We start from the raw sequence: 25,374 nt of genomic DNA, 5'->3' as shown, positions 1-25,374 counted from the left end.
ATGGCCCGGCCGAGGATGTTCGACGAGGAGCGGGCCCTGGACGCGGCGGTGCACGTGTTCTGGGAGCGTGGCTACGAGGCCACCTCCACTCAGGACCTGTGCGACGCCACCGGTCTGGGGCGCAGCAGCATCTACAACACCTTCCAGAGCAAGCACGCGCTGTTCGAGAGGGCCCTCGCCCGCTACCTGGACGCGATGACCGTGACGCAGACGGCCGTCCTGGACGACGTGGAGCGGCCGGCCGCCGACCGGGTGCGCGCACTGCTCGCCCTCGTGGTCGAGGGTGAGGCGGAGTGCCGCAAGGGCTCCGGGCGCGCCCTCGGCTGCCTGGGGGTCAACACCGTCGTGGAGCTGGCCGGGCGCGACCCCGCGGCGGCCGCGCTGCTGGAGCGCGACACCGTCCGGCGCCTGGCCGTCTACCGGGCCGTGATGGAGGCCGGCCGGCGTGACGGCAGTATCACCTCCTCGCGCGATGCGGAGGCGCTGGCCCGTTTCCTCAACGCGACGGTCGCCGGTCTGCGCGTCTCCAGTCAGGGCGGCGCGGGCCGGGCCGAGTTGGAGGCGATCGCCGAGACCGCGATGGACGCGCTGACTCCCTGAGCCCGGCGCCTCAGCGGCCCTCGGGCTTTCACGTGCTTACATTTTGAACTGACCGATACAAAACAAGCAGCCGAAGACAAGGAGCCTCATCGTGCCCCGTGCCGTATACATCCTGGCGCTCGGCATCTTCGCCATGGTGACCAGCGAGTTCGTGGTCGCCGGGCTGATGCCCCAGATGGCGGAGGGCCTGCACGTCACCGTCCCGCAGATCGGGTACCTGATCACCGCCTTCGCCGTGGCCATGGCGGCCGGCGGCCCGTTCCTGACCATGGCGGTGGCCAAACTCCCCCCACGTACGGCGCTGATGACGCTGTTCGCCGTCTTCCTCGCGGGCAACGTCCTGGCCGCGACCGCACCCGGCTACGCGGTGATGACAACCGCCCGCGTCATCACCGGCGTGGCCTCCCAGGCCTTCTTCGGTGTCGCCGTCTCGCTGTGCGTCCAGCTCACCCGCCCGGAGGTGCGCGGCCGGGCGATCGCGGTCGTCATGAACGGGCTGATGCTCGGCACGCTGCTCGGACTGCCGCTGTCCACCCTGGTCGGTGAGCGGTTCGGCTGGCGCGCGGCGTTCTGGGCGATCACGGCACTGGCACTCGTCGCCGCGGCCGTGACCCGCGCCGGGATACCCCCTCTGGAGCGGACGGGAAGCGGCGGCTCACTCCGCGAGGAACTCGGCGTCTTCCGCACCCCGAAGCTCTGGCTGGCCCTCTCCACCAGCACGCTGATCATCGGCGCGACGTTCTCTGCCTTCAGCTACTTCAACCCCATCCTCACCGAGGTCACCGGCTTCTCCACCGGCACCGTCCCCGCCCTTCTGATCGCCTACGGCGCCACCACCGTCCTCGGCAACACCGTCGTCGGCCGCCTCGCCGACCGCCGGACCGTGCCCGTCCTCGCCGTCGGCCTCCTGCTCAACGCGCTGTTCCTCACCGGGTTCGCACTCCTCGCCGACATGCCCGCACCCGCCGTCGTCTGCATGCTGGGCATCGGGCTGGTCGGCGTCACCATGAACCCGGCGATGGTCACCCGCGTCCAGCGGACCGGCAACGCCGGCCCACTGGTCAACACCGTCCACACCTCCTTCATCACCCTCGGTGTCATCCTCGGCTCCTCGCTCGGTGCCGTCGCGATCGAAACGTGGGGCCTGCGGGCCACCCTCTGGCTCGGTGCCGGTATGGCCGTCCTCGGGCTGACGACCCTGCTGCCCGAGCTCACCCGCGGGCGGCCAGGGACGCCCGCGGAGCCGACTCGCCCCGCCCGACGTCCGGCCCCCGCAGGCTCCGCGTCCCGGGAGCGGGTCTGAACTCGCCTTGCCTGCACGGCTCTTGACTTCGCAAGGCTCTCGCGCGACATTCCCCACCCCTTCGCGTTCCTCTTCGGGCTGGAGTGGCCATGACCATGAGCACGAACTCCGTCGGGACTCCCGGGGCCCCGTCCCGAAGACGAGTGCTGGCCGGTGCCGCGGGTGCCGGCCTCGCGGTCGCCGCAGGAGTGCAACAGGGCGCCCACGCCGCCGACTTACCTCCGCTCGGCACCTACGACGTCGTCGTCATCGGCTCCGGCGCCGCCGGGATGACCGCCGCGCTGACCGCCGCCGGGCAGGGCCTGAGCTGCGTCGTCGTGGAGAAGGCCCCGGCCTTCGGCGGCTCGACCGCCCGCTCCGGTGCCGGGATCTGGATCCCGAACAACCCGGTGATCCTCGCGGCCGGCGTCCCCGACACCCCGGCCAAGGCCGCCGCCTACCTCGCCGCCGTTGTCGGCCCGGAGGTCCCCGCCGACCGGCAGCGAGCCTTCCTCACCCACGGCCCGGCGACGATCTCCTACGTCATGGCCCACAGCCCCCTGCGCTTCCGCTGGATGGAGGGCTACAGCGACTACTACCCCGAGCTGCCCGGCGGCTTGCCGAACGGCCGTTCCATCGAGCCCGACCAGCTCGACGGCAAGCTCCTCGGGGCCGAACTGGCCCGGCTGAACCCGCCGTACATGGACGTCCCCGCCGGGATGGTGGTCTTCAGCGCCGACTACAAGTGGCTGGCCCTGGCCGCCGTGAACGCCCGGGGCGCCGCCGTCGCCGCCCAGTGCCTGGCCCGTGGCACGAAGGCCGCGGCGCTCGGCCAGAAGCCCCTGACGATGGGCCAGGCCCTGGCGGCGGGCCTGCGAGCCGGACTGCGATCCGCAGGCGTACCGGTATGGCTGAACACGCCCCTGAGCGACCTGCACGTCGAGAACGGCAGGGTCACCGGCGCGGTCGTCACCCGCGACGGCAGTCCGGGGCTGGTCCGCGCCCGCCGGGGCGTGATCGTCGGCTCCGGCGGCTTCGAGCACAACGCGGCGATGCGCGACCGCTACCAGCGCCCGCCCATCGGCACGGACTGGACGGTCGGCGCCAAGGAGAACACCGGCGACGGCATCCGGGCGGGGGAGCGGCTCGGCGCGGCGCTCGACCTGATGGACGACGCGTGGTGGGGCCCGGCGATCCCGGTCCCGGGCCAGCCGTACTTCTGCCTCGCCGAACGCACCCTCCCCGGCGGGCTGCTGGTGAACGGATCGGGCAGGCGCTTCGTCAACGAGGCCGCGCCCTACAGCGACGTCGTCCACACCATGTACGACGTCCACGACACCGACCCGGCCATCCCGTCCTGGCTGATCGTCGACCAGAACTACCGCAACCGGTACCTCTTCAAGGACGTCCTGCCGGCCCTGCCCCTCCCCGACGCCTGGTACGACTCGGGCGCCGCGCACAAAGCCTGGACCCTGGACGCCCTGGCCGCGTCGATCGGCGTTCCGGCGGCGGCCCTGCGCACGACCGTCGACCGCTTCAACGCGCAGGCACGGCGGGGCGAGGACCCCGACTTCCACCGCGGCGACAGCGCCTACGACCACTACTACACCGACCCGTCGGTCCTCCCGAACCCCTGCCTGGCGCCCCTCCGGCTGCCGCCCTACCACGCCTTCCGCATCGTCCCCGGCGACCTCGGCACGAAGGGTGGCATGCGGACGGACGCCCGAGCCCGCGTCCTGCGCCCCGACGGCTCGGTGATCCCGGGCCTGTACGCGGCGGGCAACGCCAGCGCGGCGGTGATGGGCCACAGTTACGCGGGCGCGGGCTCGACGATCGGGCCGGCGATGACGTTCGGGTACATCGCGGCGAGGGATGTCGCGGGGGTGTTGTAGGGGGTGTCGCGGGGGTGCCGTTGGGGGCGGGTCCTCCTAGGACACCGGCTCGGGGGGCTTGCGGGCGACCAGGCACGCCTGGCGGACCGGCTCCCCGAGTTCCTCGTCGGGCTCCCGGACGGTCCGCGAGCGCAGGACGAAACCGGCGGCTTCCAGCAGGGCGGCGATCTGCTCCGGCTGCCGCCGCCGGAAGGTCAGGGCAACCCGGTGCCCGAAGGCCTCCTCGTAGCGGCGGGGCTCCTCACCGGCCTGGAAGCCGAGGAGCAGGTGCCCTCCGGGCCGCAGGACCCGGCGGAACTCGGCGAAGACGGCCGGCAGCCGGTCGAGCGGGGTGTGGATGGTCGAGTACCAGGACACGACGCCGTCGAGCGAGCCGTCGGGCAGGTCCAGCTCCAGCATCGAGCCCTGCTCGAACCGCAGGCCGGGATGCTCGCGCCGGGCGATCGCGAGCATCGACTCCGACAGGTCCAGCCCGAACACGGACAGCCCCCGTGACGCCAGGTACGCGGTCACCCGCCCCGGCCCACACCCGAGATCGGCGACCTCGCCCCCCTCACCCACGAGTTCCGCGAATCCGTACAGCACCCCGCGGTCCAACGGTGTCCCCACGAGCGGCTCGCTGAAGTGGACGGCGTAGTCCTCCGCCACGGCGTCGTAGAAGGCCCGGGTCTCGGTCAGGAAGTCGACTTCGGTCATGGCCCGACCCTATTGCGGGCGTCTGACATCGCGGGGCGCTCCTGCGGCGTCCCGCCGCCCTCACACGGCCGCCGTACAGCGACCTGCCGCCGCGGTCCGGTCAGGGCAGGGCTGTCGTCACGGGTTTCGCCTCGGGCCCGGGTGGTGGTGGCGGGGGCTGGTGCACCGCCCGGGCCGGTCAGCGGGGGCGGCCGGCTCGGCCGGAGCCCGCCACCGCGCCGGGGTGGTCATGGCGGGGCGGTCGTCACGGGCTCGTCCACCGTCTGGGTACGTGATCGCGGGGTGCTCCGGGACCAGCCCGGCCTGCCCGTCACCCTCGACGCTTGTCACGACCAGCGTCCGCCGTCCGGCGTGCTTGTCATGGCCAGCGTCCGCCGTCGGTGTGTCCGTCGTGGCCGGTGGTTGTCGTCGTCCGGCGTGTCCGTCAGGGGGCGGCGTCCGTCGTCGTCCGGCGTGTCCGTCAGGGGGCGGCGTCCGTCGTCGTCCGGCGTGTCCGTCAGGGGGCGGCGTCCGTCGTCGTCCGGCGTGTCCATCAGGGGGCGGCGTCCGTCGTCGTCTGGCGTGTCCGTCAGGGGGCGGCGTCCGTCGTCGTCCGGCGTGTCCGTCATGGCCAGTGCTCGTCGCCGCCCGCGCCGACACAGCCAGTGCTCGTCGCCGCCACCGTGCCCATCACGGCCAGTGCTCGCCGCCGTCGGCGTGCCCGACACCGCCCGCGTACCGGTCATGGCCGGTGGTCGTCGGCGTGCCCGACACGGCCAGTGCTCGTCGCGACCACCGTGCCCGTCACGGCCGGCGCCCCTCGCGGCGCGGGCCCCGGCGGCGCTGCGGTCGGCGGCGGGGCGGACCCGGCACGGGACCGGGCCCGGCGTGCGGACGAGCTGGGCAGGCGATCTGCGTCCTACCGCGTAGGTCCGTCTCCCCGGTCCTCGTCCGCCTGCCGTGCCCCGAGCCCGGCCCCCGCGCCGATCGCCGTGCCCAAGCCCATGCCCAGAGCCAGGCCCAGACCGATGTTGTCGAAGACGGTCAGGCCGAGGGCGAGTCCTGCTGCCGTGCCGAGGGACAGGCCGAGGGACAGGCCAAAGGCCAGGCGTTTGTCGGCGGGGGTGCCGCTGTCTCCCCCCTCGTGCTGCGGGTCTGTCTGCATCCGGCCATTCTCTCAGGGGCCACGAGGAGCAGGGGCCACGTGGAGAATTCGCCGGAAATTCACCGGGGGGTAAGGGACAAAAGGCAGGAGCCCCGCCGCCTGACGGCGCGGGGCTCCTTGGGTACTACTGATCAGACCGGCGTGACGTTCTCAGCCTGCGGACCCTTCGGGCCCTGCGTGACGTCGAAAGACACCTGCTGGTTCTCCTCGAGAGAGCGGAAGCCGCTCGCGTTGATCGCGGAGTAGTGGACGAAGACGTCGGGGCCGCCGCCCTCCTGGGCGATGAAACCAAAGCCCTTTTCGGCGTTGAACCACTTCACGGTTCCGGTAGCCATAAGCCCTCCTTGGGCTCAAAAGGGTTGCCCTGCTCCAGAACCAGCAAGTGTGAAGATGAATTCTGCACAACTGCATACGTCTGAGAATGACGAGAGCCCGCGGTCACATGCTCCGCAGGCTCTGTACTGCAAGGGAAACCAAACTGCAACTTGCGACGAGCGTAGCACGCAGGCCCCGGAATGCAATAGGGGTCAAGATCACGTCACCCGAATGTTTGAACCCGCACCGCCGACTGGCGGTGCAGGCGCCGACCGCCCGTCCCGGGCCCACGGCGGGGCCGGGCGCTACCCCCTACGCCAAGAGGGCTAGCCTCACGATGTGGACAATCCTCGCACCCGGCCGCGCGTCGGCCACATCCAGTTCCTGAACTGCCTGCCCCTGTACTGGGGGCTCGCCAGAACGGGCACGCTCCTCGACTTCGAGCTCACCAAGGACACCCCGGAGAAGCTCAGCGAGAAGCTGGTGCAGGGCGATCTCGACATCGGTCCGATCACCCTGGTCGAGTTCCTCAAGAACGCCGACGACCTCGTCGCCTTCCCCGACATCGCCGTCGGCTGCGACGGCCCGGTCATGTCCTGCGTGATCGTCTCGCAGGTCCCGCTGGACCGCCTGGACGGCGCCCGCGTCGCGCTCGGCTCGACCTCCCGCACCTCCGTCCGCCTCGCCCAGCTGCTCCTCGCCGAGCGCTACGGCGTACAGCCGGACTACTACACCTGCCCGCCCGACCTCAGCCTGATGATGCAGGAGGCCGAGGCCGCCGTCCTCATCGGCGACGCGGCGCTGCGCGCCAACATGGTCGACGGGCCCCGCTTCGGCCTGGACGTGCACGACCTCGGCGCGCTGTGGAAGGAGTGGACGGGCCTGCCGTTCGTCTTCGCGGTCTGGGCGGCGCGCCGCGACTACGCGGAGCGCGAGCCGGTCATCACACGCAAGGTGCACGAGGCCTTCCTCGAGTCCCGCAACCTCTCCCTGGAGGAGGTCGGCAAGGTCGCCGAGCAGGCCGCCCGCTGGGAGGCCTTCGACGAGGAGACCCTCGCCCGCTACTTCACGACGCTCGACTTCCGCTTCGGCGGCCCGCAGCTGGAGGCGGTCGCCGAGTTCGCCCGCCGGGTCGGCCCGACGACCGGCTTCCCCGCGGACGTGAAGGTGGACCTGCTCCACCCCTGAGCGGGCACGCGCTCCCGCACTACGCTGCTGGGACGTGCGCGCGTACGGGGGCCGGCGAGGGCCTGCGGGCGCCTACGGGGGAGGGGTGACGCCATGCGGCCGCTCGAAGTCGACGAACCCACCGTCGTGGGACCCTACCGGCTGCTCGGCCGGCTGGGCTCCGGCGGCATGGGCCGGGTCTATCTGGGCCGCAGCGCCGGCGGCCGTACGGTCGCGGTGAAGATCGTCCATCCGCACTTCGCGCTCGACGAGGAGTTCCGGGCCCGCTTCCGCCGCGAGGTCGAGGCCGCGCGCCGGGTGGGCGGCGCGTGGACGGCGCCCGTCCTGGACGCGGACCCGGACGCGCGCGTGCCGTGGGTGGCGACGGCGTACGCGGCGGGCCCTTCACTGTCGGCCGCGGTCGGCGAGGGCGGCGCGCTGCCGGCCCACACCGTACGGGTGCTGGGGGCGGGGCTGGCCGAGGCGCTGGCGGCGGTGCACGAGCTGGGCCTGGTGCACCGGGACGTGAAGCCGTCGAACGTCCTGCTCACGCTCGACGGCCCGCTGCTGATCGACTTCGGCATCGCGCGGGCCACGGACGGTACGGCGTCCCTGACGTCCACGGGCGTGTCGATCGGCTCGCCCGGCTACATGTCGCCCGAGCAGATCCTCGGCAAGGGCGTCACGGGCGCGGCGGACGTCTTCTCACTCGGCGCGGTCCTGGCCTACGCGGCGACCGGCGAACCGCCCTTCCCCGGGGACTCCTCGGCGGCCCTGCTCTACAAGGTCGTCCACGAGCAGCCGGAACTGGGCGGGCTGGACGGACAGTTGCGGGAGCTCACGGCGGCCTGCCTGACGAAGGACCCGGGCGCGCGGCCCGCCCCCGCCGAGGTGGCCCGGCGGTTGGCGCCCGAGGGCGCGGCCCGGCTGGTGGCGGGCGGGTGGCTGCCGGGGGCGCTGGTGGAGCAGGTGAGCCGGAGCGCCGTGCGGCTGCTGAACCTGGAGGCGACGGGGCCGGGGACCGGAGGCGGGGCCGGGGGCCCTTCGGGGCCGGTCGGTTTCAGCAGCCCGTCCGTGGCCCCGCTGGAGACAGTGACGCCGCTGGAGACAGTGACGCCGGCGGAGGCAGTGACGCCGGCGGAGGCAGTGACGCCGGCGGAGGCAGTGACGCCGGCGGAGGCAGTGACGCCGGCGGAGGCAGTGACGCCGACGGAGGCAGGTACGCCCGGTGCATTCGGACCGCCGCCGGTGATGCCCACGCCGCCCGCCCCCTCCACCGCCGTACCGGCCGCCGTACCCGCACCCCGGGACGCCGGTCCGCACGACGACACCGCCGCCCCGTCGCCCACCGGCCGGCGCCCCGGCAGGGTGTCCCTCTCCGTGGCGGCGACGTCCACGCCGGAGGGCGGCGGGCGGGTGCGGAGGCTGAGCTGCACCGTGGCACTGGCGGTCGCCGGGGCGATGGCGGCCGTGACGATCGGCTCGGTGTTCGTCTTCGACCTGCTGCCGGGCCGGGGCGGCCAGGACGACGCGGACTCGGGCAGTGGGTCCGACTCGCCCCCGGCGGCGACCGCGAGCTCCGCCCCCTCCGCCGGCGCGGTGCCCGCCGCGTACCTCGGCACCTGGGAGGGCCAGGGCGTCGCCCTCGACGGCAGACTGCCCCTCGGCACATTCCGCATCACGATCGAACGGGCCGCCGTCGGCGAAGAGTTGGGCAGGCTCCGCCAGACCGACCAGATCGGCGGCGTCTGCGTCGACGTACTGACCCTGAAGCAGGTGACGAAGAAGGAGCTCGTCGCGACGTCGGTCGGCGCGAAGACCAACCACAGCGGCTGCAACCCGGCCCCCACGACGGTGCGCTTCACGCCGGTGGGTGACGATCTCCAGTACCGGTCGGAGAGCGAGGACTCGGGTCGTCCTCAGGCTCGGATGTCGAAGGTGCGGTAGCGGAGGACCGACCGCCGTACTTGAAGAACAGGGTGATCAGCAGCGCGGCCGCGGCGAGGGTGGCGACGAGACCGACGGCCCACAGCCACGGGTAGTGCACATGCACCCAGCAGGGCCCGCCCTCGCTGTAACAGTCGGAGTCCCAGTCGCGGCGCCGCTTGGGCCGTGTGGTCCCCACGATCACCCCGGCGACCAGGTACCCCGCCGCCAGCCCGGGCAGCGAGGCGGCAGCCCAGGCCAGCGAACGCGGCTTGCTCTTCTTCCAGTTCATCCGGGTCAGGGGCCAGGCCCAGGCGAGGAAGACCAGCGGTACCAGTGCCCCCACGGTGGCGGCGAAGGCATACGCGCCGCCGGGCCACGCGGCGGCGAAGCCGCTCCAGAGGTCGTCCCCCCAGTACATGTCGAAGAAGTACAGCGGCGTCAGCAGGACGAAGACGCCGGGGATCACCGCACAACCCACGGCACATCCCCAGTCCGGCTTCTTCAGCCGCCCGGCGGCGGGCCGGCCGGGCCGGTGCTTGTACCGCAGGGCGGCCTTGGCCGCCTTTCTCCGCTTCGGCTTCGCCGAACTTCCGCCCATGGCCCCTGACTCTCACCCTGCTCAAGCGGTCACTACTGTGTCTGCGATAGCGAACACCATCAGATGCGCCCAGCACATCGCAACGCGTGACACGGGGAAGGCCCACAAATGGAGACGCTGCAACCGGACGATCCAACGGAGTTGGGCACCTACCGTCTCCTGCGAAGACTCGGTGCCGGCGGCATGGGCCGCGTCTACCTGGCCCGTTCGCCCGGTGGCCGTACCGTCGCCGTGAAGGTCGTACGTCCGGATCTGGCAGCGGATGGCGACTTCCGCGGCCGCTTCCGGCACGAGGTCGAGATAGCCAAGGCAGTCTCCGGCCGCTTCACCGCCCCTGTCGTGGACGCCGACCCTGACGCGCCGCTGCCGTGGCTGGCGACGTCGTACGTGCTCGGTCCGGATCTCACGGATGTGGTCGCCGCGCACGGTGCCTTGCCGGAGCGGACCGTGCGGGCACTGGCCGCAGGCCTCGCCGCTGCCCTCCAGGAGGTGCACGCGGCGGGGTTGATCCACCGGGACCTCAAGCCGTCGAACGTCCTGCTGGCGGCAGATGGCCCGCGCGTCATCGACTTCGGTATCGCGCGTGCGGTGGACGGAAACCGTATGACACAGACGGGAGTCGTGGTCGGCTCACCCGGTTACATGTCACCGGAGCAGGCGCTCGGTAAGGATGTCGGCCCGGCGGGTGATGTTTTCTCGCTGGGTGCCGTGCTCGCGTTTGCGGCGACAGGCAGGGGCACGTTCGGTCACGGAGCCGTCTCGCACGCCTCGTTGCTCTACCAGGTTGTGCATGGCGAGCCCGATCTGGAGGGCGTACCGCAGCAACTGCTGGGCCTCGTACGCGCATGTCTCGCGAAGGACCCGGCGCATCGACCGGCGCCGTCGGAAATCGTGGCGGCACTCGCACCACAGGGCGTCGAGGGTGTCCTCAGCGACTGGCTGCCGTCGGCGGTGGCATCGACGATCGCCACGCATGCGGCCGGAATACTGGACTTGGAGGCACCGCAGCAGCCTCAGACCCCGGTCGCTGCGTCCTTCGGGCCCGCACCGGCGATGACGGGTGGGACGGCGGCGTCGGCGAGCACACCGACGCCGGGGTACGGGTACCCGTCGGCCTCTGGACATGGCGGCACCCCTGCGGCTGCCTACAGCACCCCGATGCCCGGCTACGCCACACCGCCGGGTGACGCGCAGACCCCGGGACACGGGAGCACCGCGCCAGTCCTCGCCACCGCTCCCTCCCGCCGCCGCGTCCTCGGTCTTGCGCTCGGCGGTGCCGGCGCTGTGGCTGTGACGGGCGGAGCCGTCGCTTGGTGGCTCGGCCGGGACGGTGACCCCTCCGGCACGGCGACCGGCAGGAGTGGCGTCGGCGGTTCCGCGCAACCAGTCGAGGAGAACTTCACCACCCCGCCGGCCGGAGTCGCCCCCCAACCTCTGTGGCACGAGCAGGCGGCGGAGGACAGCACCACCACGGACGTACCGCTCCTCATCCATGACGGCCTGCTCCTGGTCAGCGGCGATCCCCTGGTGGCGTACGACGTGAAGACCGGAAAGGCCCGCTGGTCGAAGCCTGACATCTGTGCCCCCGGCTCCCAGCTACTGTTCCGTGACGGCAAGGTGTTCCTGACCGATGGCGGCGCCGAGGGAGTCCTCGTCGCGCGGGATGTGAAGACCGGCGAGGAGGTGTGGCGCAGCCGCCTCGGCAAGCAACTCGGCATCGAGGGCACCATCGCCATCGACGACAAGAACGTGTACGTCACGGTGACCGACTACTCCCGGGCCGCGAGCGCCACCGAGTACCGCACTGCGGTCGCCGCGGTCAGTCACAGCACCGGTGGAAAGGTGTGGCTGCAGCACCGCGACTGGGGCACGAAGGATTACGACGTGCAGGGCACCGTCTCCGGCAAGCACCTCGTCTACACGGACTCCAACTACAACCTCACCGTGCGCGACACCGCGACCGGTGACCAGCTGTGGACCCAGAAGATCGGCGACGACTGGGCCTGGCAGCCGACGGTCGCGAACGGCCTCGTCTTTCTGCCCGGCGAGAAGCTCACGGCGGTCGACGCGGAGACAGGCAGCACACGGTGGACGCTCTCACCCAAGGGACGCCGCGGCTTCAACAACCCTGCCGTCATCGACGGCGTGCTCTATGTCAGCGACTACGACCGCGGCGTATGGGCCGTCGACGTCAAGAGCGTGCAGCGGCTCTGGCTGTGTGAGGACCAGGACCGTGGCGGGCCGGAGACCTTCGTGAGGGTCGGCACGACGCTGTACTGCGCCTCCGGACCCCTGTCGGGGGGTGTCATCGCCCTTGCTGCCAAGACCGGCAAGGTGCGCTGGACCTGGACCGACGACAAGGACTCCGGCGCCCCGTGGCAGATAGCCCATGCCGGAAACCGGCTGTTGGTGACGAACGGGCCGGAGATCTACGCGATGCCGGCAGTCTGACGCCGGGGCGCTGGGGAGCGAGGCCGGGGACTGCCATAGTCTCCGTTAGCTGAAGTTAACGAACGTGGCCGCAGGGGCCGACGGGGAGGATGACCACCATGCAGATGCTGGTCACGGTCGTACGCGAAGGCGGTGAGCCGGAGGACGTCGTCGTCACCGCCGACGACACCGCCACGGCAGGCGATGTCGCGGAGGTACTGGCGCAGGCCGTCGGACAGAGCGTCGCACCGCATGGCGGTGGGACAGGGAACGTCGTGGCCATGCCCGGCACCTCACTGGCTTCGCTGCCTGGCTACGGGACGGCGGTGACCGGAGCGCCGGCGCTGTGGGCCGATGGTGTGCTGTGTGATCCGGAGGCACCGGCGGCCGGAGTCCTGCGGGACGGCATGCGCGTCTCCGTCGACAGCTCGATAGGCCCGTTGCTGCGCAAGGGTGAGCCCGTAGGACAGTACGAGTTGCGGGTAACCGGTGGTCCCGGTTCCGGACGGGTGGTCCGGCTGGGTGTCGGCGCGGCCACCGCGGGATCGGCACCCACCTGTTCGTTGCCCTTGCCGGATGTCTCGCTGCCGCCGATCGCCCTCCGGCTGACGGTCGACCTCCAGGGCAACGTCGTGCTCGCACCGGAGGCCGGCGCCGACATCCGGCTGAACGACGATCCGGTGACGGCCGGGACTCCTTGGCCGCTCGGCGGTGTCGTACGGGTCGGTGACACGCTGCTCGTACTCGACAAGGTGGTCGAGCCGGACGCGCACTTGGCTCCGATGAGCGAGGGCGGCCTCGCCTACAACCGCCCTCCTCGCCTTTCGCCGTTGCGGCCTCGGCGGAGGCTGGCCGTGCCGGTGCCCCCCACGAAGGGGGACCGCGCGCGTTTCCAGTTCATCATGGCGTTCATGCCCATGCTGTTCGGGCTGGCCATGTACCTCTTCACCAAGCAGATCTACATGCTGCTGTTCTGCCTGATGAGCCCGCTCATGATGCTGGGCCAGTGGATCAGTGAGAACCGCGAGGGCAAGAAGAAGCACAAGACGTCCCTCAAGCAGTACAAGAAGGACCTCGCGGCCTATGAGGCCGAACTCGTCACCCTCAGCAAGGAAGAACAGCGCGCCCGGCGCGAGGACAACCCCGACCCGGCCGAGGTCCTCCTCTACGCGACCGGCCCCCGCCGCCGTCTGTGGGAGCGCCGCCTCACCGACCCGGACGCGATGCAACTGCGTATCGGGGTCGGCGCTCTGCCGTCCGACGTGGAACTCGTTTTCGCACGCGGCGGCTCGTCGCACGACGAGGAGCCCCCGGAGCCCCCGCTCCTGCCGGATGTCCCGGTCACCCTGCCCTTTGCCCGGCTCGGCGTGGTCGGTATCGCGGGGGACCGCGCCCGCGCCCTCGCCACTGCGCGCTGGCTGAGCGTGCAGGCCGCCGTGCTGCACAGCCCCCGAGACCTGTCACTGGTGTCGCTGGCTGCGACACCCGCCGCCGGCGCCGAGTGGCACTGGGCACACTGGCTGCCCCACACCAACCCCGACGAGGGACAGGACTGCGTCGCTCTGGTCGGCTTCGACTCGGAGGGCATCAGCCGCCGAGTCAACGAACTTCTGAACGAGCTGGCTCGACGCAAGGCGGCCCGCGAGCAGCACAACATGACAGGCCAGCTGTATCCGGACGCCAACGTGCTCCTGATACTCGACGGGGCACGGTTGCTGCGGCGCGTACCCGGCGTTCCCCAACTCCTGGCCGAGGGCCCGCAGTACGGGATCTTCGCCCTCTGCATCGACGAGGACGAGCGGCTGCTTCCCGAGGAGTGCAAGGCCGTCGTGGCGTGGTCGCCCGACGCGGCCCACCACGTCCGGGTGCGCGGTTACGGCCTGGAGGCCGTCGGTGACGTCCTCGCCGACCAGGTGCCTTACGAATGGTGCGAACTCCTGGCCCGGTCTCTCGCCCCCATCCGGGATGTCAGTCGTGACGACGCGAATTCCGCACTGCCCACCTCGGCCCGACTGCTGAACCTGCTGAACATGCCCAACCCGGCGGGCGTCGACGTGGAGCGCATCTGGCAGGCCGGTGGTTCGACGACGTCCGCACCCATTGGAATCGCCGCCGATGGCGTATTCGTCCTGGACATCCGCCGCGATGGGCCGCATGCCCTGGTCGCCGGTACGACGGGTGCCGGTAAGTCCGAGCTCTTGCAGACGATCATCGCCTCGCTGGCGGTGGCGAATCGCCCCGACGCCCTGAACTACGTCCTCATCGACTACAAGGGCGGCAGCGCCTTCATGGACTGCGCTCGCCTGCCGCACACCGTCGGCATGGTCAGCGACCTCGACGCCCACTTGACCGAGCGGGCCCTTGCCTCGCTCGCCGCCGAGCTGCATCGCCGGGAGCGGATTCTCTTCGACGCCGCCGCCAAGGACATCGAGGACTACAACGACACCCGCAAGCTCCGCCCCGAACTGGAGCCGATGCCCCGGCTCGTCCTGGTCATCGACGAGTTCGCGTCCCTGGTCGCGGAATTGCCCGACTTCATCGCGGGACTGGTCGACATCGCACGCCGAGGCCGCTCTCTCGGCGTGCACCTGATTCTCGCGACGCAGCGTCCCGCGGGTGTGGTGAGCGCCGACATCCGGGCCAACACCAACCTCCGCATCGCCCTCCGGGTGACGGACGCCGCCGAGTCGATGGACGTCATCGATGCACCGGACTCGGGCGCGATCTCGAAGTCGACGCCAGGTCGTATGTACGTCCGTTCCGGCGCCCAGTCACTCGTCGGTGTGCAGTCGGCCCGTATCGGTGGCCGTCGCCCGGCCACGGGGCAGACGGGGCCGAAGGCCACGCTTGTGCCCTTGCCCTGGAACGCCTACGCTCGCCCGCTGCCCAAGCGGGAAGAGGCCGAGGACGACGGCACGATGGTCACCGACCTGGCCGTCCTCGTGGACGCGGTGCGCAACGGTGCGGAGCGGATGGGCTTCGGCGAACAGCGCAGCCCGTGGCTTCCGCCGCTGGCGGAGTCCGTCACGCTGGACGAACTGTCCACTTACGGTGGCGCACCGGCCACCATCCCTGGCGACGACGTGGCTCCCATCCCGTACGGCCTGATCGACCTGCCGGCGAAGCAGACCCGCATGCCGGTGTCCTTGGACCTGGTGCACGGTGAGCACACCCTGCTGCTCGGTGGCGCTCGTTCCGGACGCTCGACGGCACTGCGCACGCTCGCCGGCTCACTGGCCCGCAACACATCCCCGCACGACGTGCACGTCTATGCCATCGACTGCGGCTCCAACGCTCTACTGCCCCTGGTGCGTATGCCGCACGTCGGCGCCGTCGTGACACGCGATGAGCCGGACCGGGTCCGCAGGCTGATCCAGCGCCTCCAGGTGGAGATCGCCCGCCGTCAGCAACTACTGGCGATGGAGGGCGCGTCGAGCGCGGCGGAGCAGCGCGCGGGAGCTTCCCCGGAGGAGCGCCTGCCCTGGATGGTTCTGCTCCTGGACAGTTGGGAAGGTTTCGCGTCGACCTTCGAGAACTACAACTACGGCCAGTTGCTGGAAGCGGCCCAGAGACTCTTCCGTGAGGGATCCGCAGCGGGCCTGAAGGTCGTCATGACGGCCGACCGCAGTGGTCTGAGCGGTCACGTCTCCTCGGCCTTCGCCGACCGACTCGTCATGCGCTTCGCCGACCCGAACGACTATTCAACGGCCGGTCTCCACGCCCGCGAGGTTCCGAAGAACATGCCGCCCGGGCGCGCCCTGCGTATCACGGACACGGGCGTGGACGAGACACAGATCGGTCTGCTGGCGCCGGATCCGGCCGGCCAGGCCCAGGTCCGCGCCCTCCGCGAGATCGCGGAGGAGGCGCGAACGCGCTACGGCCGAGTCCCGGCGGGCCGCCGCCCCCTGCGCGTCGACGCTCTGCCGACGCGCATCACAGCGTCGGAGGCGATGGCCCTGGACCCGGACTTCGTGCCGCCGTCGCCGTTGTGGGCGCTGGTCGCCGTGGGAGGCGACGAACTCCACCCCATCGGCATCGACTTGGAGGAGAACGGACCCGGCTTTGTCATTGCCGGACCACCGAAGTCCGGCCGTTCGACTGCACTGCTGTCCGCCGCCGAGTCCCTTCTGCGAGCAGGCACTCCTCTGGTGGTCGTGACACCTCGCCGGTCCCCGCTGCGGGAGCTCGAGGGTCGAGAAGGGGTACTCGGCGTGCTCAACGCGGAAAGCTCGGGTGACGACCTGGAAGATCTCCAGGACCAACTCGACGGGCGACCGTACGTCGTCGTGGTCGACGACGCCGAACTCCTCTATGACGCGCCACTGGACGAGCCGCTGGAAGGGGTCATCCGTCAGGGAGCCGACGGCGGTGTGGGCCTGCTCGCCGCCGGCACGACGGACTCACTGTCCGGCCAGTACCGGGGCTTCGCAGTTGAGGCCCGCAAGTCCCGCAACGGCATGTTGCTGACGCCGCAAAGCACGTCGGACGGCGAACTGTTCGGCATCCGGCTGCCTGCGAACAGCGGTGGCGGGGCAGCCGGCAGCGGGTTGTTCGTGACTGGCGGGGCGTTCGTACCGGTTCAGGCAGTGATGAACGGCTGACCGAGGGCCAATGACGACACAGCGGGCCCTGCCTTTGCAGACGGGGTCCGCTGTGTTGGTTCCGCGGTTACGGCTTGGTGAGACGGACGGATTTGGAGCCGGGCTCTTGCGGCTGCGCTGGATCGGGAACCAAGGAGTCCGGAGGCCAGGTTCGGAGGATCCAACGGCGGCGGAGCGTCAAGGCGACCGATCCGGATAGGAAGAAGGCAGCGAGAGCCGCTGTGCCGTACGTCGGCAGGTCAGCGGGGGGAGCCGTCACCCAACTGCGGGCAAGAATGCGCGACGGATCCTTGGGATCGTAGGTCACCAGCATCGAATCACCGGTATGTGCGTCGGGAAGCATCCCGGCGATCTCAGAGAGCTCGACCGCGGTACCTTTCTCAGGGCCCTGAACGAGACGGATTTTGACGTACTTGGGCTTGGTGTCGACGTCAATGACCGTGGCGGCCACGGTGACGCCATGGGAGCGCAGATCCTCAACCAAGGAGCGCGACGGAAGCCAGAAGAAAAGAGCCATCCCGACAAACGACGCGCACAAGCCGATGCAAGCCCAGATAACACGCAATCCTGGGAGCGGTGGCCGTGGCTTGAATTGTGCCACTCTGGCGGCAGCCTGCCGTGCGCGTTCTGCCCTAGGGGGTAGCCGATAGTTGTCTGCAGGACGGCGCTGCTGCTGCTTCTTCTTCATCGTTGGCCCCAAGGCTCTGCATCAGTGCCCGGTTGAATGCGGCTGTCGGGTCCTTCGTGAACCGGCCACAGAAGAGCGCGGCCTTCTTATCGAGTCCGTGTGCCCTGCTAAAACGCCGCCGGGGGCACCCCGTACGAGGTTTGATGACCTCGAAGGAATGCCCCGGCAGGCTGTGGCATCGGCGCGGCCGCGTCGGCTCAGGTGGCGCGCTCGATGTTGTCGGCGCTGGTGTTGGCCGACTTGCTGGCTTCGTTCAGCGTGTCGACCCACTTGTCGAACGTCGGCTTCACGTCGTGCCAGTCGTTCCGGAAGCGGTCGGCCTTGGGGCCCTTCCAGTAACCCGAGCTCCGGCTGGTGGCCGTCTCCAGAGCCTTGATGAGGCCCTGAAGGTCGGTGGCCTTCTTGCCGAAGAGCTTTGACAGCTCCCGAAGCTGAGTGAGATCTGCACCGCGATCCATGGCGATCCTCCCCGTGTCACGTTAGGTAAACGGACTATCCGTTTGCAACAAGGGACGCTACCGCACCAGACGTAGTTGCAGTCCAGCGCCTTGGGAGATGGGAGCTTCGTGTGAACGAGTGGTGTTGGCCTGGGCCGGGAGCCCGACGAAGGTCTACACGGAGCCCCAGTATGCTGAGGCTCCAGGGACAGCGGGGGAGGCTGCTATGGCAAATCCTGACATTCAGGAACTCAACCAGCGGGCCAGCCAGCTGAGGTCGCTGGCCGACCACATCGACTCACTTGTCGATGCCGCCAAGAAGCACAGCACCATCGGGATGAAGACCTGGTCGGGCCCCAACGCGGACGACGTGCGCGGGCGGCTCAAGGGCTGGCAGACCACGTGCGGCACGGTCGCCAAGGCGCTGCGCGACGAAGCGCACAAGTGCGCGCAGGACGCCAAGGACCTGAAGGACGAGAAGAAGTAGCGGGCGCTGCCCCCGCTACGGCGAGAGGAACCTGTACCAGTGCCCTCGTACGACAGCTCCCGGGCCCGTTTCCGGCTGGCCGACCGCCACATCGCTGTGTTCGCACACCTCTTGGACGGTGAGACGCCGCCTGAGGAGCTGTGGGAGTCACTGGTCGAGCTCCAGCGCATCGGCCTGGTAGGCGAGGAGGGAGAACTGGCTCCGGTTCTCCGCGAGCCGCTCGGCGCCCTGGCCGACCCGATGGTCATGATCCAGGTGGAGATCACGGGCGAGCACGGCGTGGTCAACCACGGTGTGGTCGTGGGCCAGGAGGCCGTGATCTCACACGACGGCTGGCCGGGCGAGGAAGAGTCCGAGTACGTCTCCATCGAGCCGAACACCCTCGTGTGGGAACTGGCCCGCAAGGTCAACCTGCATCGCGGGGACAAGCCGGTGGAAGGCGCTCCCGAAGTACGAGTCGAGACGACCATGGGTGCTCTGGACGCCGCGTTCGTCACTCTGGAAGAGTCCGGCGCCGACGAGGACACGACCCGCGACCTCGTTCGCAAGGCACTCAGCGAGGCGGACACCAAGCTCAAGGACCCGGTCCTGGGCCAACTCCTGGATTTGGTCGTCTCCTTGAACGCCACTTGGCGCATCACCACCGCCTGGGACGGCGAACACGAGGGCCAGCGCTCCACCATGGTCCGCGCCCTGGCCGTCTGGGACTGCGGCCCCCTCGGCTACTGGATCCGCGAGCAGCCCGAAGAACCCATCATGCCGGGCCAAGTCGGCCCGGACAGCGCGCTCGTTCTGGTGAAGTCCGACTCCGCCGAGGTGTGGGAGAAACTGACGGATCTGTTGCCGGACAAGGAAGAACTGCTGATCGCGGGCGAGTGAGACCGGAGTCTCGGACACGACCGAGGTGTATCCGCGTGCGAGCCGACAGGAACTGCGGCGTCGGCTCGGCACGCTGGGGGTCCTCGTCTTTCTGCCCCTGGCGCTGACCGGGTAAGCGTGGCTGGCTCAGCACCAAGGCCCACTGATGTTGGCGGGCGCGATCCTGGCCATGCTCTCGCTGGTAGTTGCCTGGGCCATGTGTGGTGCCGGACCGGGTGCGTGCGTAGCAGTCTCCGGGTTTGCCTTCATGCTCTTTGTGGGGCCGGGGTCGTGACAACTGATACCGACAAGTCCGACGCCTGCGAGGTGGACGACCCCGACGGCTGTGACGGCGACCTCAGGGAAGGGCAGAACGTGACTCTGGTGGTCGATCCGGAGGGCTGGCTGAAGCCACGGCTGGGCAGTCACGTCAACGGCGTGGCGCCATACCTGGTCTGGACGTCCGCAGGGTTGCTCACCGCGACAGAAACTTTTGTACTGTACGGACGGCTTCGGCGGCGGGGGGCTGCGGGCTTAGCCCTCAGCCCCTGAGCGGAAGTCAGAACCAGTTCATCGGATTCGCCTTGGACTTGGCGATACTCTTCCCCAGGTCTTTCGCCTTGTCACCGACCCAGCCGGCCGCCTTGCCTGCGCCCTCCTTGATGTCGTCCCAGTGCTGGACGACCTTCGCGCCGCCGTAGATGAGACCCGTCCCCACCGCGAGGCCGATCGTGACCGGGTTCGGGGCGACCATGGCCGCCGTGAGAGAGGCGTTGAAGCCGACCTCGGCAACGTCGGCGACGTATGCGGCACCCTTCCTCTTGAAGGCGTCGACGGGGTTGCCCTGAGAAATGACGTTGGCGGCACTGAAGCCGGTCGACATGACACCGCCCACGATGCCGGCGCCGCGCAGGAACCCGGCGGTCTTGGCAGCGGCGCCGAGGCCGGTGCGCAGGGCCCCTGCGCCTCGTGCGGCATTCGTGGCCTCCGCCACGGAGTTGGCGAACCGCTGGCTGTTCGCGGCCTTGGTGAACACCTTGATCAGGCTCGCGTTACCCGCGCGGGCGACAGCCTGACCGGAGTGTGTGAAACCGCCGTACATCCTGGCCGCCTGGTCGGAGCCGACCAGGAAGTCGATGACGCCGTTGGCGCGAAGCGTATTCATCAAGGGCGTGGCGCGCACCCAGTTGTAGCCCTGCCCGATCAGGTCTCCGCGAATGCCGCTGGTGAGGGGGATACGGGAGAGGCTCTGATAGGTGGTGCTACGGCCGAAGAGCGAGCCGAGCTGACCGGGCAGCCAACTGCCCGGCGCACTCAGTGAACGCAGCTTGGGTGTCCACTTGATCAGGCCGTTCCCAGCGGACCGTATGAGTCCGCTCTCGGAGCCGCGCAGGACCACGCCGAGCCGCGTCTTCCAGGTCCGAAGGGCGCCCGCCTTCAGAGAGTTACCCAGCAGCACCTTGGTCAGTGACGTGCCCTGGAGCGTGACGACGGCCGTGGCAGCGGTCACGGAGCCCCAGTCGCCGTACAGACCGATCATGGAGGCGATCGTCTCTTCGTGCGGCTGCAGCCCGGGGATCTGAGCTATGGCGTGAGCCTCCAGCCGCTGGATCCAGTCCGCCAGCGACTCGTCGGGCTGTCGCTTGAACTTGTAGGCGTTCGGATCGTCGCTGGCCGCGACGGAGTTGGCCAGGAGGAGAGCGTCGGGGCCGAGCCCCTCGCTCTTGTACTTCTCGATCTCTTTGGGGCTGAACCCGGCCCACATGAGTCCGGCTTGGGGGTCACCGCTTTCCAACCGGGCGAAGACGGCCCGCTTGCGCAAATCCGGTGCCGTGTCCTTGGCCCAGCCGCGCAGCGGCTTGAGCGCAGTCAACTTGCTCGTGACGCCCAGCCTCGAGGCTCTGGTGAATGCTTCATCCAGTCGGTCCTGCACCCCGCCGCGCCCGTCGAGCAGCTTCGCGAGCTGGTCCAGGTCGTCCGGATTGACCGTCCTCATGCCCACGTTTCATTCCCCAGAGCGTGTGTCCCGGAACCAGCCGGTCAAGGCTGTGGAGTCGCTGCTCCAGGATAGGGAAGAGGTTTCCCGTAAGATCGTTTGATCACCATCTCTTTACTGTATGCAAACGCGCTCTTAAGAGAAGCCTTGACTCGGCACGCTCTTCGGCTGTGCTCAGATGGTACGCAGGAGCGCATATGCGAAGACGAGGCGCCGGTCCAGCCACGCGGCCCGGAGTAGGAACCTACGGTCGCCCTCGGAGGTCAGGACGAGTTCGTCGCCGGCCTTCCACTCGAGGACCCGCGACTTGGCCGGCTGGTCACCGCCCTCCGCCCCCATGTCGGCGACGGCTTGGACCACGCCCAGCAGCATCTTGCCCGCGCCGCGCTGGACCATCTCCTTGGGGCCACCCTTTGCCCACTCCGCGCTGGTCACGATCTCGGGGTGCCCTGGCTGGGCGATGCGCCAGGTCGGCTTCAAGGCGTGCTTCAGCGGAGCGATGCGCTGAATCGTCCCGATGACCTGCCCTTGCACGTCACGCACCGCGTAGTGACGCTGGCCCTCCACGTCCTGCGGCTCGTCGATGGAGCAGAGCAGCCTGCCGCCTTCCGCGTCCTCGTACAAGCGCCGATCGTCCGCAGCCGACGACTGCGGCGGAAAGAAGGCACAGGGGGCGTTGACGCGTTGGACACCTGAGCCCTGCGGAACCCTGAAGGCACGGACGCCGAGCGCGGCACGCTTGCGCTGATCTGTGGCAGGCCGTTCCTCGTCGGTGATCACGAATTCCCAGACGTCCGTCCAAGGGACGACGTGAATAGGAGGTTCGTCTACGTGCCTGTTCTTGCCGAACACGGTGCCTCTCCGGGTCACTGCGGGGATGGGTTCCGACCATAACCCCAGCCGGTGAGGTCGCGGACGGCCGGGCATCCGGAGGCTGAGGTCGAGCTGCGCACTCCAGTGCGCTACGCGCTTGTCCGCTTCATCCGTATGACGTCGTCGGACAACTCGGATACCTTGGACAAGACGCCCGCGAGCTCAGTCGCGTCACCTGTCCGTAGGTCCTCTTAACCGGCCACCTTGATTCCCGAACAACTCGCGCCGATTCCGCCGGTCCCCCTCTGATTTGAGCGTTCGCTACTCCGCCGTGTCCGAGAATCTTTGCATCAGGGCGAATGGGGACGACATCACGGCGCCGCCCAGGGTGAGGACATCGGTGTCCACCTCCTCCAGCACGATGGCGATCGCCAGGTCCACGGCGTCGACCGGGCCGGTGGCTGTGCCCGCCCGGACGGTCCCGGCAGACGGGATGTACTGACCGGGCTCGATGGCGACCCGAACACCCTCTCTCTCCAGAACATTCGCCGCGCCCAGGCCCTCCACGGAGTAGACGTACTCCCGGCCCTCGTATGCGATGCGCAACGCCCGGTCTTCCTTTCGCAGGGCCCGCGCGTTGAACCGCAGCTCCGCGTGCCTGCCGTCAAGGGTGAGCTCGGCCTTGAACAGCGAAGGCTGTCCCGACCTGCGCTTCCCGCGGAAGGTTGTCTCCGGGAAGGCGGGACCGCTCAGCCGAGCGGTGTCCATTCCCTTTTCGAGCGGCCGATAGAGCGGGCAGCGCTCCACTGTGAAGGATCCGAAGTGCTCCACCTCTCCCTTGATTCCGGCCTTGGGCAGCTCTTTCTTGGAGCTGATTCTGTACGGCGTCAGATCGAACTTCAGGGAATCACTACTCGTTTCCATGACGACACCTGCTCATTTCATGCGGACGTTTTTCTGGAGCTCTGAATCTCGCTGCCCTGCGGCCCCCGTTGTTGCTAGTCGAACGGGTTGAGTGCACTGCCCAGCTTCTTGGCGCCGTCGGCGATGTCGTTCCCGATGTCGCTCGCCTTGTCGCCCACCCAGTCGGCTGCCTTGCCGGCACCTTCCGTGATGTCGTCCCAGTGCTCGACGACCTTCAGTCCTCCGTAGACGATGCCGGTCCCTACGGCGAGACCGACCGTGACCGGATTGGGTGCGACCATCGCCGCGGTCCGGCTTGCGGCGGGGACGGCCGACCCGGCCACGGACCGGTGGGGTCGCGTCGAGCAACGGCAGCAGCTGGGTGACGTCATTGCGGTTGCCACCCGTCACCAGGACCGCGAGCGGGGTGCCGTGCCCGTCGGTGATCAGGTGATGTTTCGAGCCGGCCCGGCGCCGGTCGACCGGCGAGGGGCCCGTGTGGATCCCCCTTTAATGCCCTGACGTGCGAGGAGTCGACCACGCAGCGGGACCAGTCGAGCTTCGCCGCCGCGTTCAGCTCGGCGAGCAGTACCTCGTGCAGCCGCTGCCACACGCCGGCCTCGTTCCAGTCCCGCAGCCGTCGCCAGCACGTCATGCCCGAGCCGAAACCGAGTTGCTTCGGCATGTACTCACACTGGATCCCGGTGTGCAGTACGTAGAGGATCCCGCACAGCACATCCCGGTCCGGCAGCGGCTTGCGGCCCGGGTACCTGAAGCGCCGCTCGCGCTGCGGCAGCAGCGGCTCGCCGTACCCCTGAGTACCTGAAGAACAAGGACCTGCCACCAGACATCGTGTTGGTCGCCAATGCAACCGGTCCGACAGCGATCTCGACGAGGACTGGTTATAGAAGAAGGACGGCGATACCCTCGACGACTGGCTTGTCGGGGTGCAGGGCGATGCTGTCACCCAGCTCACAGGCAACGAGAAGCTCGGCAAGACCGTCGCGACATACATCGAGGGGCCGCCAACCTGCCGGCGTTCTTCACCTCGTCGACCACAGCGCTGGCGGGCGGCACATCGCTCATCAAGTACCTCAAAACGTCCCCAGTGCTCAAGTCCCGTGCACCCTCACTTCCCGCCTGATCAACGGCCACTGGGACAAGCTGTCTCGGATTCCCAGGGCCAGGAGTTGGCGGACCCGGGTGCTGACCAGTGTGATCGCCGGCTCCGATGAGGCGGCGATGCTCGCCGGGTACATGCGCAACGGCGCCTTCTATATGCCCACTTCCACCGAGGCCAACCTGCTCCGCGTCGCGCAACGCGGCGGTCTCGCCAACGCGGCCAAGACCGCCGGGTGGATGCGCGGCGTAGGCATTGTCGGTTCTGTCGGTGCTACCGCCTGGGGTGCGGCCAACCCGGCGACCATGGATCACGGCAAGGCGTGGAAAGAGGACAAAGCCAAGTACCTTTCCAACTGGACAGGTACGGCGTTCAACGCCTCGCTCACCCTCGCTATGGTTGCCCCCAGCCCTGTCACCGTCGGTCTGGCCGTCGGCACTGGAGTTGCTTATGCAGGAACTCTGCCGTGGGACAACGGGGACAAAAACGTCGAGGGTGCGGAGGAGGCCGCCGACTGGGTCGGTGACAAGGCGGTGAAGGCTGGCGAGGCCATCTCCGACGGTGCCAAGAAGATCGGGAGCGCCCTCAATCCGTTCGACTGAAGCCGACTGTGGCACATCCGCGCCGGGCGGCGCGAGGGAAGGAACCATGGAGCAGCACACGTATACGCTCGACCACTGGGAGGACCGTTCAGGTCATCGGTTGACCTGGAAGTTCGGGTATCGGGGCACAGTAGGGGGGTTCGGCAGGATCGAGGTGGTCTATCCGTCGAGCCGGCGCGGCGACCGTCATGTCACTGAGGTCAGGGGTGACGCGGTGCCCGTCACCTCCTTCATGGGCTGGGCCTACGGACGAAAGCCCTCGCTTTACATAGCGGAGCTAAGTGTCGGCGGGGCCGGAGTCCGGCTCAAGCGCAACCGATGGGCACAGACCAGAGCCGGTCGTGCGCTGCGGATGCAGGTGGCCGGGCGGGAGTATCGCTACCTCGCGACCAGCGCACGGCACGGCGACCGGGCCTTGATCCGGAACGGTGTGGAGGTCCGGATCCGTCGCCACGGCAGCGGTGCACGGAAAAAGGCCACGTTCACCGTCCTGGGCCCGGCCGACGCCACCGACCTCGCCTTGGCCGCCGTGATGTGCGGCGTCAACACTCGAAATCTCACCAGAGCAGGGGCCGTCCGCGCCTTCTTCGCCAGGTCGCTGCAGTGGCTGGACGTATTTCAGTGACCCGCATGTATTCCCTGAGCCATCACCGCCAAACGTTTCCGCTGACGAAAGCGACACCCAATGCCCTCGTATGACAGCACGCGGGGTCGGTTCCGGCTTGAGCGAGTCGGGGCTGCCGCCACCGCGGCCTTGACTTCCTCGTCCTGCGGATTCAGGACCATCTGGTAGGAGCAGATGGTCGGAATTTCCAT

General features: G+C 69.3%; 21 protein-coding genes and 2 pseudogenes. 11 read left to right on the top strand and 12 right to left on the bottom strand.

What is annotated here, in order from left to right; translation table 11 throughout:
* The 3 genes from MQE23_RS18975 to kstD all read left to right on the top strand — a co-directional run bounded on the left by MQE23_RS18975 (position 1) and on the right by kstD (position 3,774).
* Positions 1–600: a TetR/AcrR family transcriptional regulator gene (locus tag MQE23_RS18975; protein WP_037667557.1), complete on the top strand. Its 600-nt coding sequence runs from the start codon at positions 1–3 to the stop codon at positions 598–600.
* Between the two features lie 91 nt (positions 601–691).
* On the top strand, positions 692–1,903 hold the full coding sequence (locus MQE23_RS18970; protein WP_020270617.1) for an MFS transporter: 1,212 nt from the start codon (positions 692–694) through the stop codon (positions 1,901–1,903).
* Between the two features lie 89 nt (positions 1,904–1,992).
* Positions 1,993–3,774, top strand: coding sequence for a 3-oxosteroid 1-dehydrogenase (gene kstD / locus MQE23_RS18965; protein WP_051185491.1), 1,782 nt, complete (start codon positions 1,993–1,995; stop codon positions 3,772–3,774).
* A 36-nt stretch (positions 3,775–3,810) separates the two neighbouring features.
* Here kstD and MQE23_RS18960 read toward each other — a convergent pair whose 3' ends face one another.
* The 4 genes from MQE23_RS18960 to MQE23_RS18945 form a co-directional block, all read right to left on the bottom strand.
* On the bottom strand, positions 3,811–4,470 hold the full coding sequence (locus MQE23_RS18960) for a class I SAM-dependent methyltransferase (RefSeq protein ID WP_020270615.1): 660 nt from the start codon (positions 4,468–4,470) through the stop codon (positions 3,811–3,813).
* A 326-nt stretch (positions 4,471–4,796) separates the two neighbouring features.
* Positions 4,797–5,078, bottom strand: a complete 282-nt coding sequence (locus MQE23_RS18955) for a hypothetical protein (protein WP_243379675.1) — start codon at positions 5,076–5,078, stop codon at positions 4,797–4,799.
* Positions 5,079–5,368: 290 nt separating this feature from the next.
* Entirely contained in the window at positions 5,369–5,614 is a 246-nt protein-coding gene (locus MQE23_RS18950) for a hypothetical protein (RefSeq protein WP_020270612.1), read from the bottom strand.
* 131 nt (positions 5,615–5,745) lie between these two features.
* Positions 5,746–5,949, bottom strand: coding sequence for a cold-shock protein (locus MQE23_RS18945; protein ID WP_003992177.1), 204 nt, complete (start codon positions 5,947–5,949; stop codon positions 5,746–5,748).
* A gap of 319 nt (positions 5,950–6,268) precedes the next feature.
* Here MQE23_RS18945 and MQE23_RS18940 point away from each other — a divergent pair, with 319 nt between their 5' ends.
* The gene (locus tag MQE23_RS18940; RefSeq protein ID WP_020270611.1) at positions 6,269–7,117 is read left to right on the top strand and encodes a menaquinone biosynthesis protein; all 849 of its coding nucleotides are present in this window, start codon (positions 6,269–6,271) and stop codon (positions 7,115–7,117) included.
* A 93-nt stretch (positions 7,118–7,210) separates the two neighbouring features.
* On the top strand, positions 7,211–9,043 hold the full coding sequence (locus tag MQE23_RS18935) for a serine/threonine-protein kinase (RefSeq protein WP_243379674.1): 1,833 nt from the start codon (positions 7,211–7,213) through the stop codon (positions 9,041–9,043).
* On the opposite strand, the gene MQE23_RS18930 is transcribed toward MQE23_RS18935, so the two are convergent.
* The gene (locus MQE23_RS18930) at positions 8,958–9,623 is read right to left on the bottom strand and encodes a hypothetical protein (protein ID WP_243379673.1); all 666 of its coding nucleotides are present in this window, start codon (positions 9,621–9,623) and stop codon (positions 8,958–8,960) included. The two genes, MQE23_RS18935 and MQE23_RS18930, sit on opposite strands and share 86 nt — an antisense overlap.
* A 108-nt stretch (positions 9,624–9,731) precedes the next feature.
* Here MQE23_RS18930 and MQE23_RS18925 point away from each other — a divergent pair, with 108 nt between their 5' ends.
* Together MQE23_RS18925 and MQE23_RS18920 are read left to right on the top strand one after the other, a co-directional pair.
* A complete protein-coding gene (locus tag MQE23_RS18925; protein WP_243379672.1) occupies positions 9,732–12,074 on the top strand; it encodes a serine/threonine-protein kinase in 2,343 nt (780 codons plus the stop codon).
* Between the two features lie 98 nt (positions 12,075–12,172).
* Positions 12,173–16,654, top strand: coding sequence for an FtsK/SpoIIIE domain-containing protein (locus MQE23_RS18920; RefSeq protein ID WP_243382677.1), 4,482 nt, complete (start codon positions 12,173–12,175; stop codon positions 16,652–16,654).
* Between the two features lie 67 nt (positions 16,655–16,721).
* On the opposite strand, the gene MQE23_RS18915 is transcribed toward MQE23_RS18920, so the two are convergent.
* Positions 16,722–17,342, bottom strand: coding sequence for a hypothetical protein (locus MQE23_RS18915; RefSeq protein WP_243379671.1), 621 nt, complete (start codon positions 17,340–17,342; stop codon positions 16,722–16,724).
* Between the two features lie 197 nt (positions 17,343–17,539).
* Positions 17,540–17,800 (bottom strand): WXG100 family type VII secretion target, encoded by a 261-nt coding sequence (locus MQE23_RS18910; protein ID WP_010043351.1) that lies wholly within the window; start codon positions 17,798–17,800, stop codon positions 17,540–17,542.
* A gap of 205 nt (positions 17,801–18,005) precedes the next feature.
* On the opposite strand from MQE23_RS18910, the gene MQE23_RS18905 reads away from it, so the two are divergent.
* Positions 18,006–18,266: a hypothetical protein gene (locus tag MQE23_RS18905; RefSeq protein ID WP_010043348.1), complete on the top strand. Its 261-nt coding sequence runs from the start codon at positions 18,006–18,008 to the stop codon at positions 18,264–18,266.
* Positions 18,267–18,305: 39 nt separating this feature from the next.
* The gene (locus MQE23_RS18900; RefSeq protein WP_243379670.1) at positions 18,306–19,145 is read left to right on the top strand and encodes a hypothetical protein; all 840 of its coding nucleotides are present in this window, start codon (positions 18,306–18,308) and stop codon (positions 19,143–19,145) included.
* A 538-nt stretch (positions 19,146–19,683) separates the two neighbouring features.
* Here the strand turns inward: MQE23_RS18900 and MQE23_RS18895 are convergent.
* The 5 genes and pseudogenes from MQE23_RS18895 to MQE23_RS18875 all read right to left on the bottom strand — a co-directional run.
* Entirely contained in the window at positions 19,684–21,120 is a 1,437-nt protein-coding gene (locus MQE23_RS18895; RefSeq protein ID WP_243379669.1) for a PE-PGRS family protein, read from the bottom strand.
* Positions 21,121–21,294: 174 nt separating this feature from the next.
* The gene (locus MQE23_RS18890; RefSeq protein WP_243379668.1) at positions 21,295–21,744 is read right to left on the bottom strand and encodes a hypothetical protein; all 450 of its coding nucleotides are present in this window, start codon (positions 21,742–21,744) and stop codon (positions 21,295–21,297) included.
* Between the two features lie 510 nt (positions 21,745–22,254).
* Positions 22,255–22,857, bottom strand: coding sequence for a hypothetical protein (locus tag MQE23_RS18885; protein ID WP_243379667.1), 603 nt, complete (start codon positions 22,855–22,857; stop codon positions 22,255–22,257).
* Positions 22,858–22,931: 74 nt separating this feature from the next.
* Positions 22,932–23,156 (bottom strand): annotated as a pseudogene (locus MQE23_RS18880) (PE-PGRS family protein); the annotation flags it as partial.
* A pseudogene (locus MQE23_RS18875) lies at positions 23,149–23,683 on the bottom strand (IS5 family transposase); the annotation flags it as partial. The pseudogenes MQE23_RS18880 and MQE23_RS18875, both read right to left, overlap by 8 nt.
* A 356-nt stretch (positions 23,684–24,039) precedes the next feature.
* Between MQE23_RS18875 and MQE23_RS18870 the strand changes: the two are divergent.
* Together MQE23_RS18870 and MQE23_RS18865 are read left to right on the top strand one after the other, a co-directional pair.
* The gene (locus tag MQE23_RS18870) at positions 24,040–24,558 is read left to right on the top strand and encodes a hypothetical protein (RefSeq protein WP_243379666.1); all 519 of its coding nucleotides are present in this window, start codon (positions 24,040–24,042) and stop codon (positions 24,556–24,558) included.
* Positions 24,559–24,604: 46 nt separating this feature from the next.
* On the top strand, positions 24,605–25,183 hold the full coding sequence (locus MQE23_RS18865) for a hypothetical protein (protein WP_243379665.1): 579 nt from the start codon (positions 24,605–24,607) through the stop codon (positions 25,181–25,183).
* Positions 25,184–25,374 lie beyond the last annotated feature (191 nt).

Source organism: Streptomyces sp. HP-A2021 (genome assembly GCF_022807935.1).
Classification (GTDB): domain Bacteria; phylum Actinomycetota; class Actinomycetes; order Streptomycetales; family Streptomycetaceae; genus Streptomyces; species Streptomyces afghaniensis.
The sequence above is the reverse complement of the archived record's forward strand: the minus strand, read 5'-3'. Positions and strand labels throughout refer to the sequence as shown.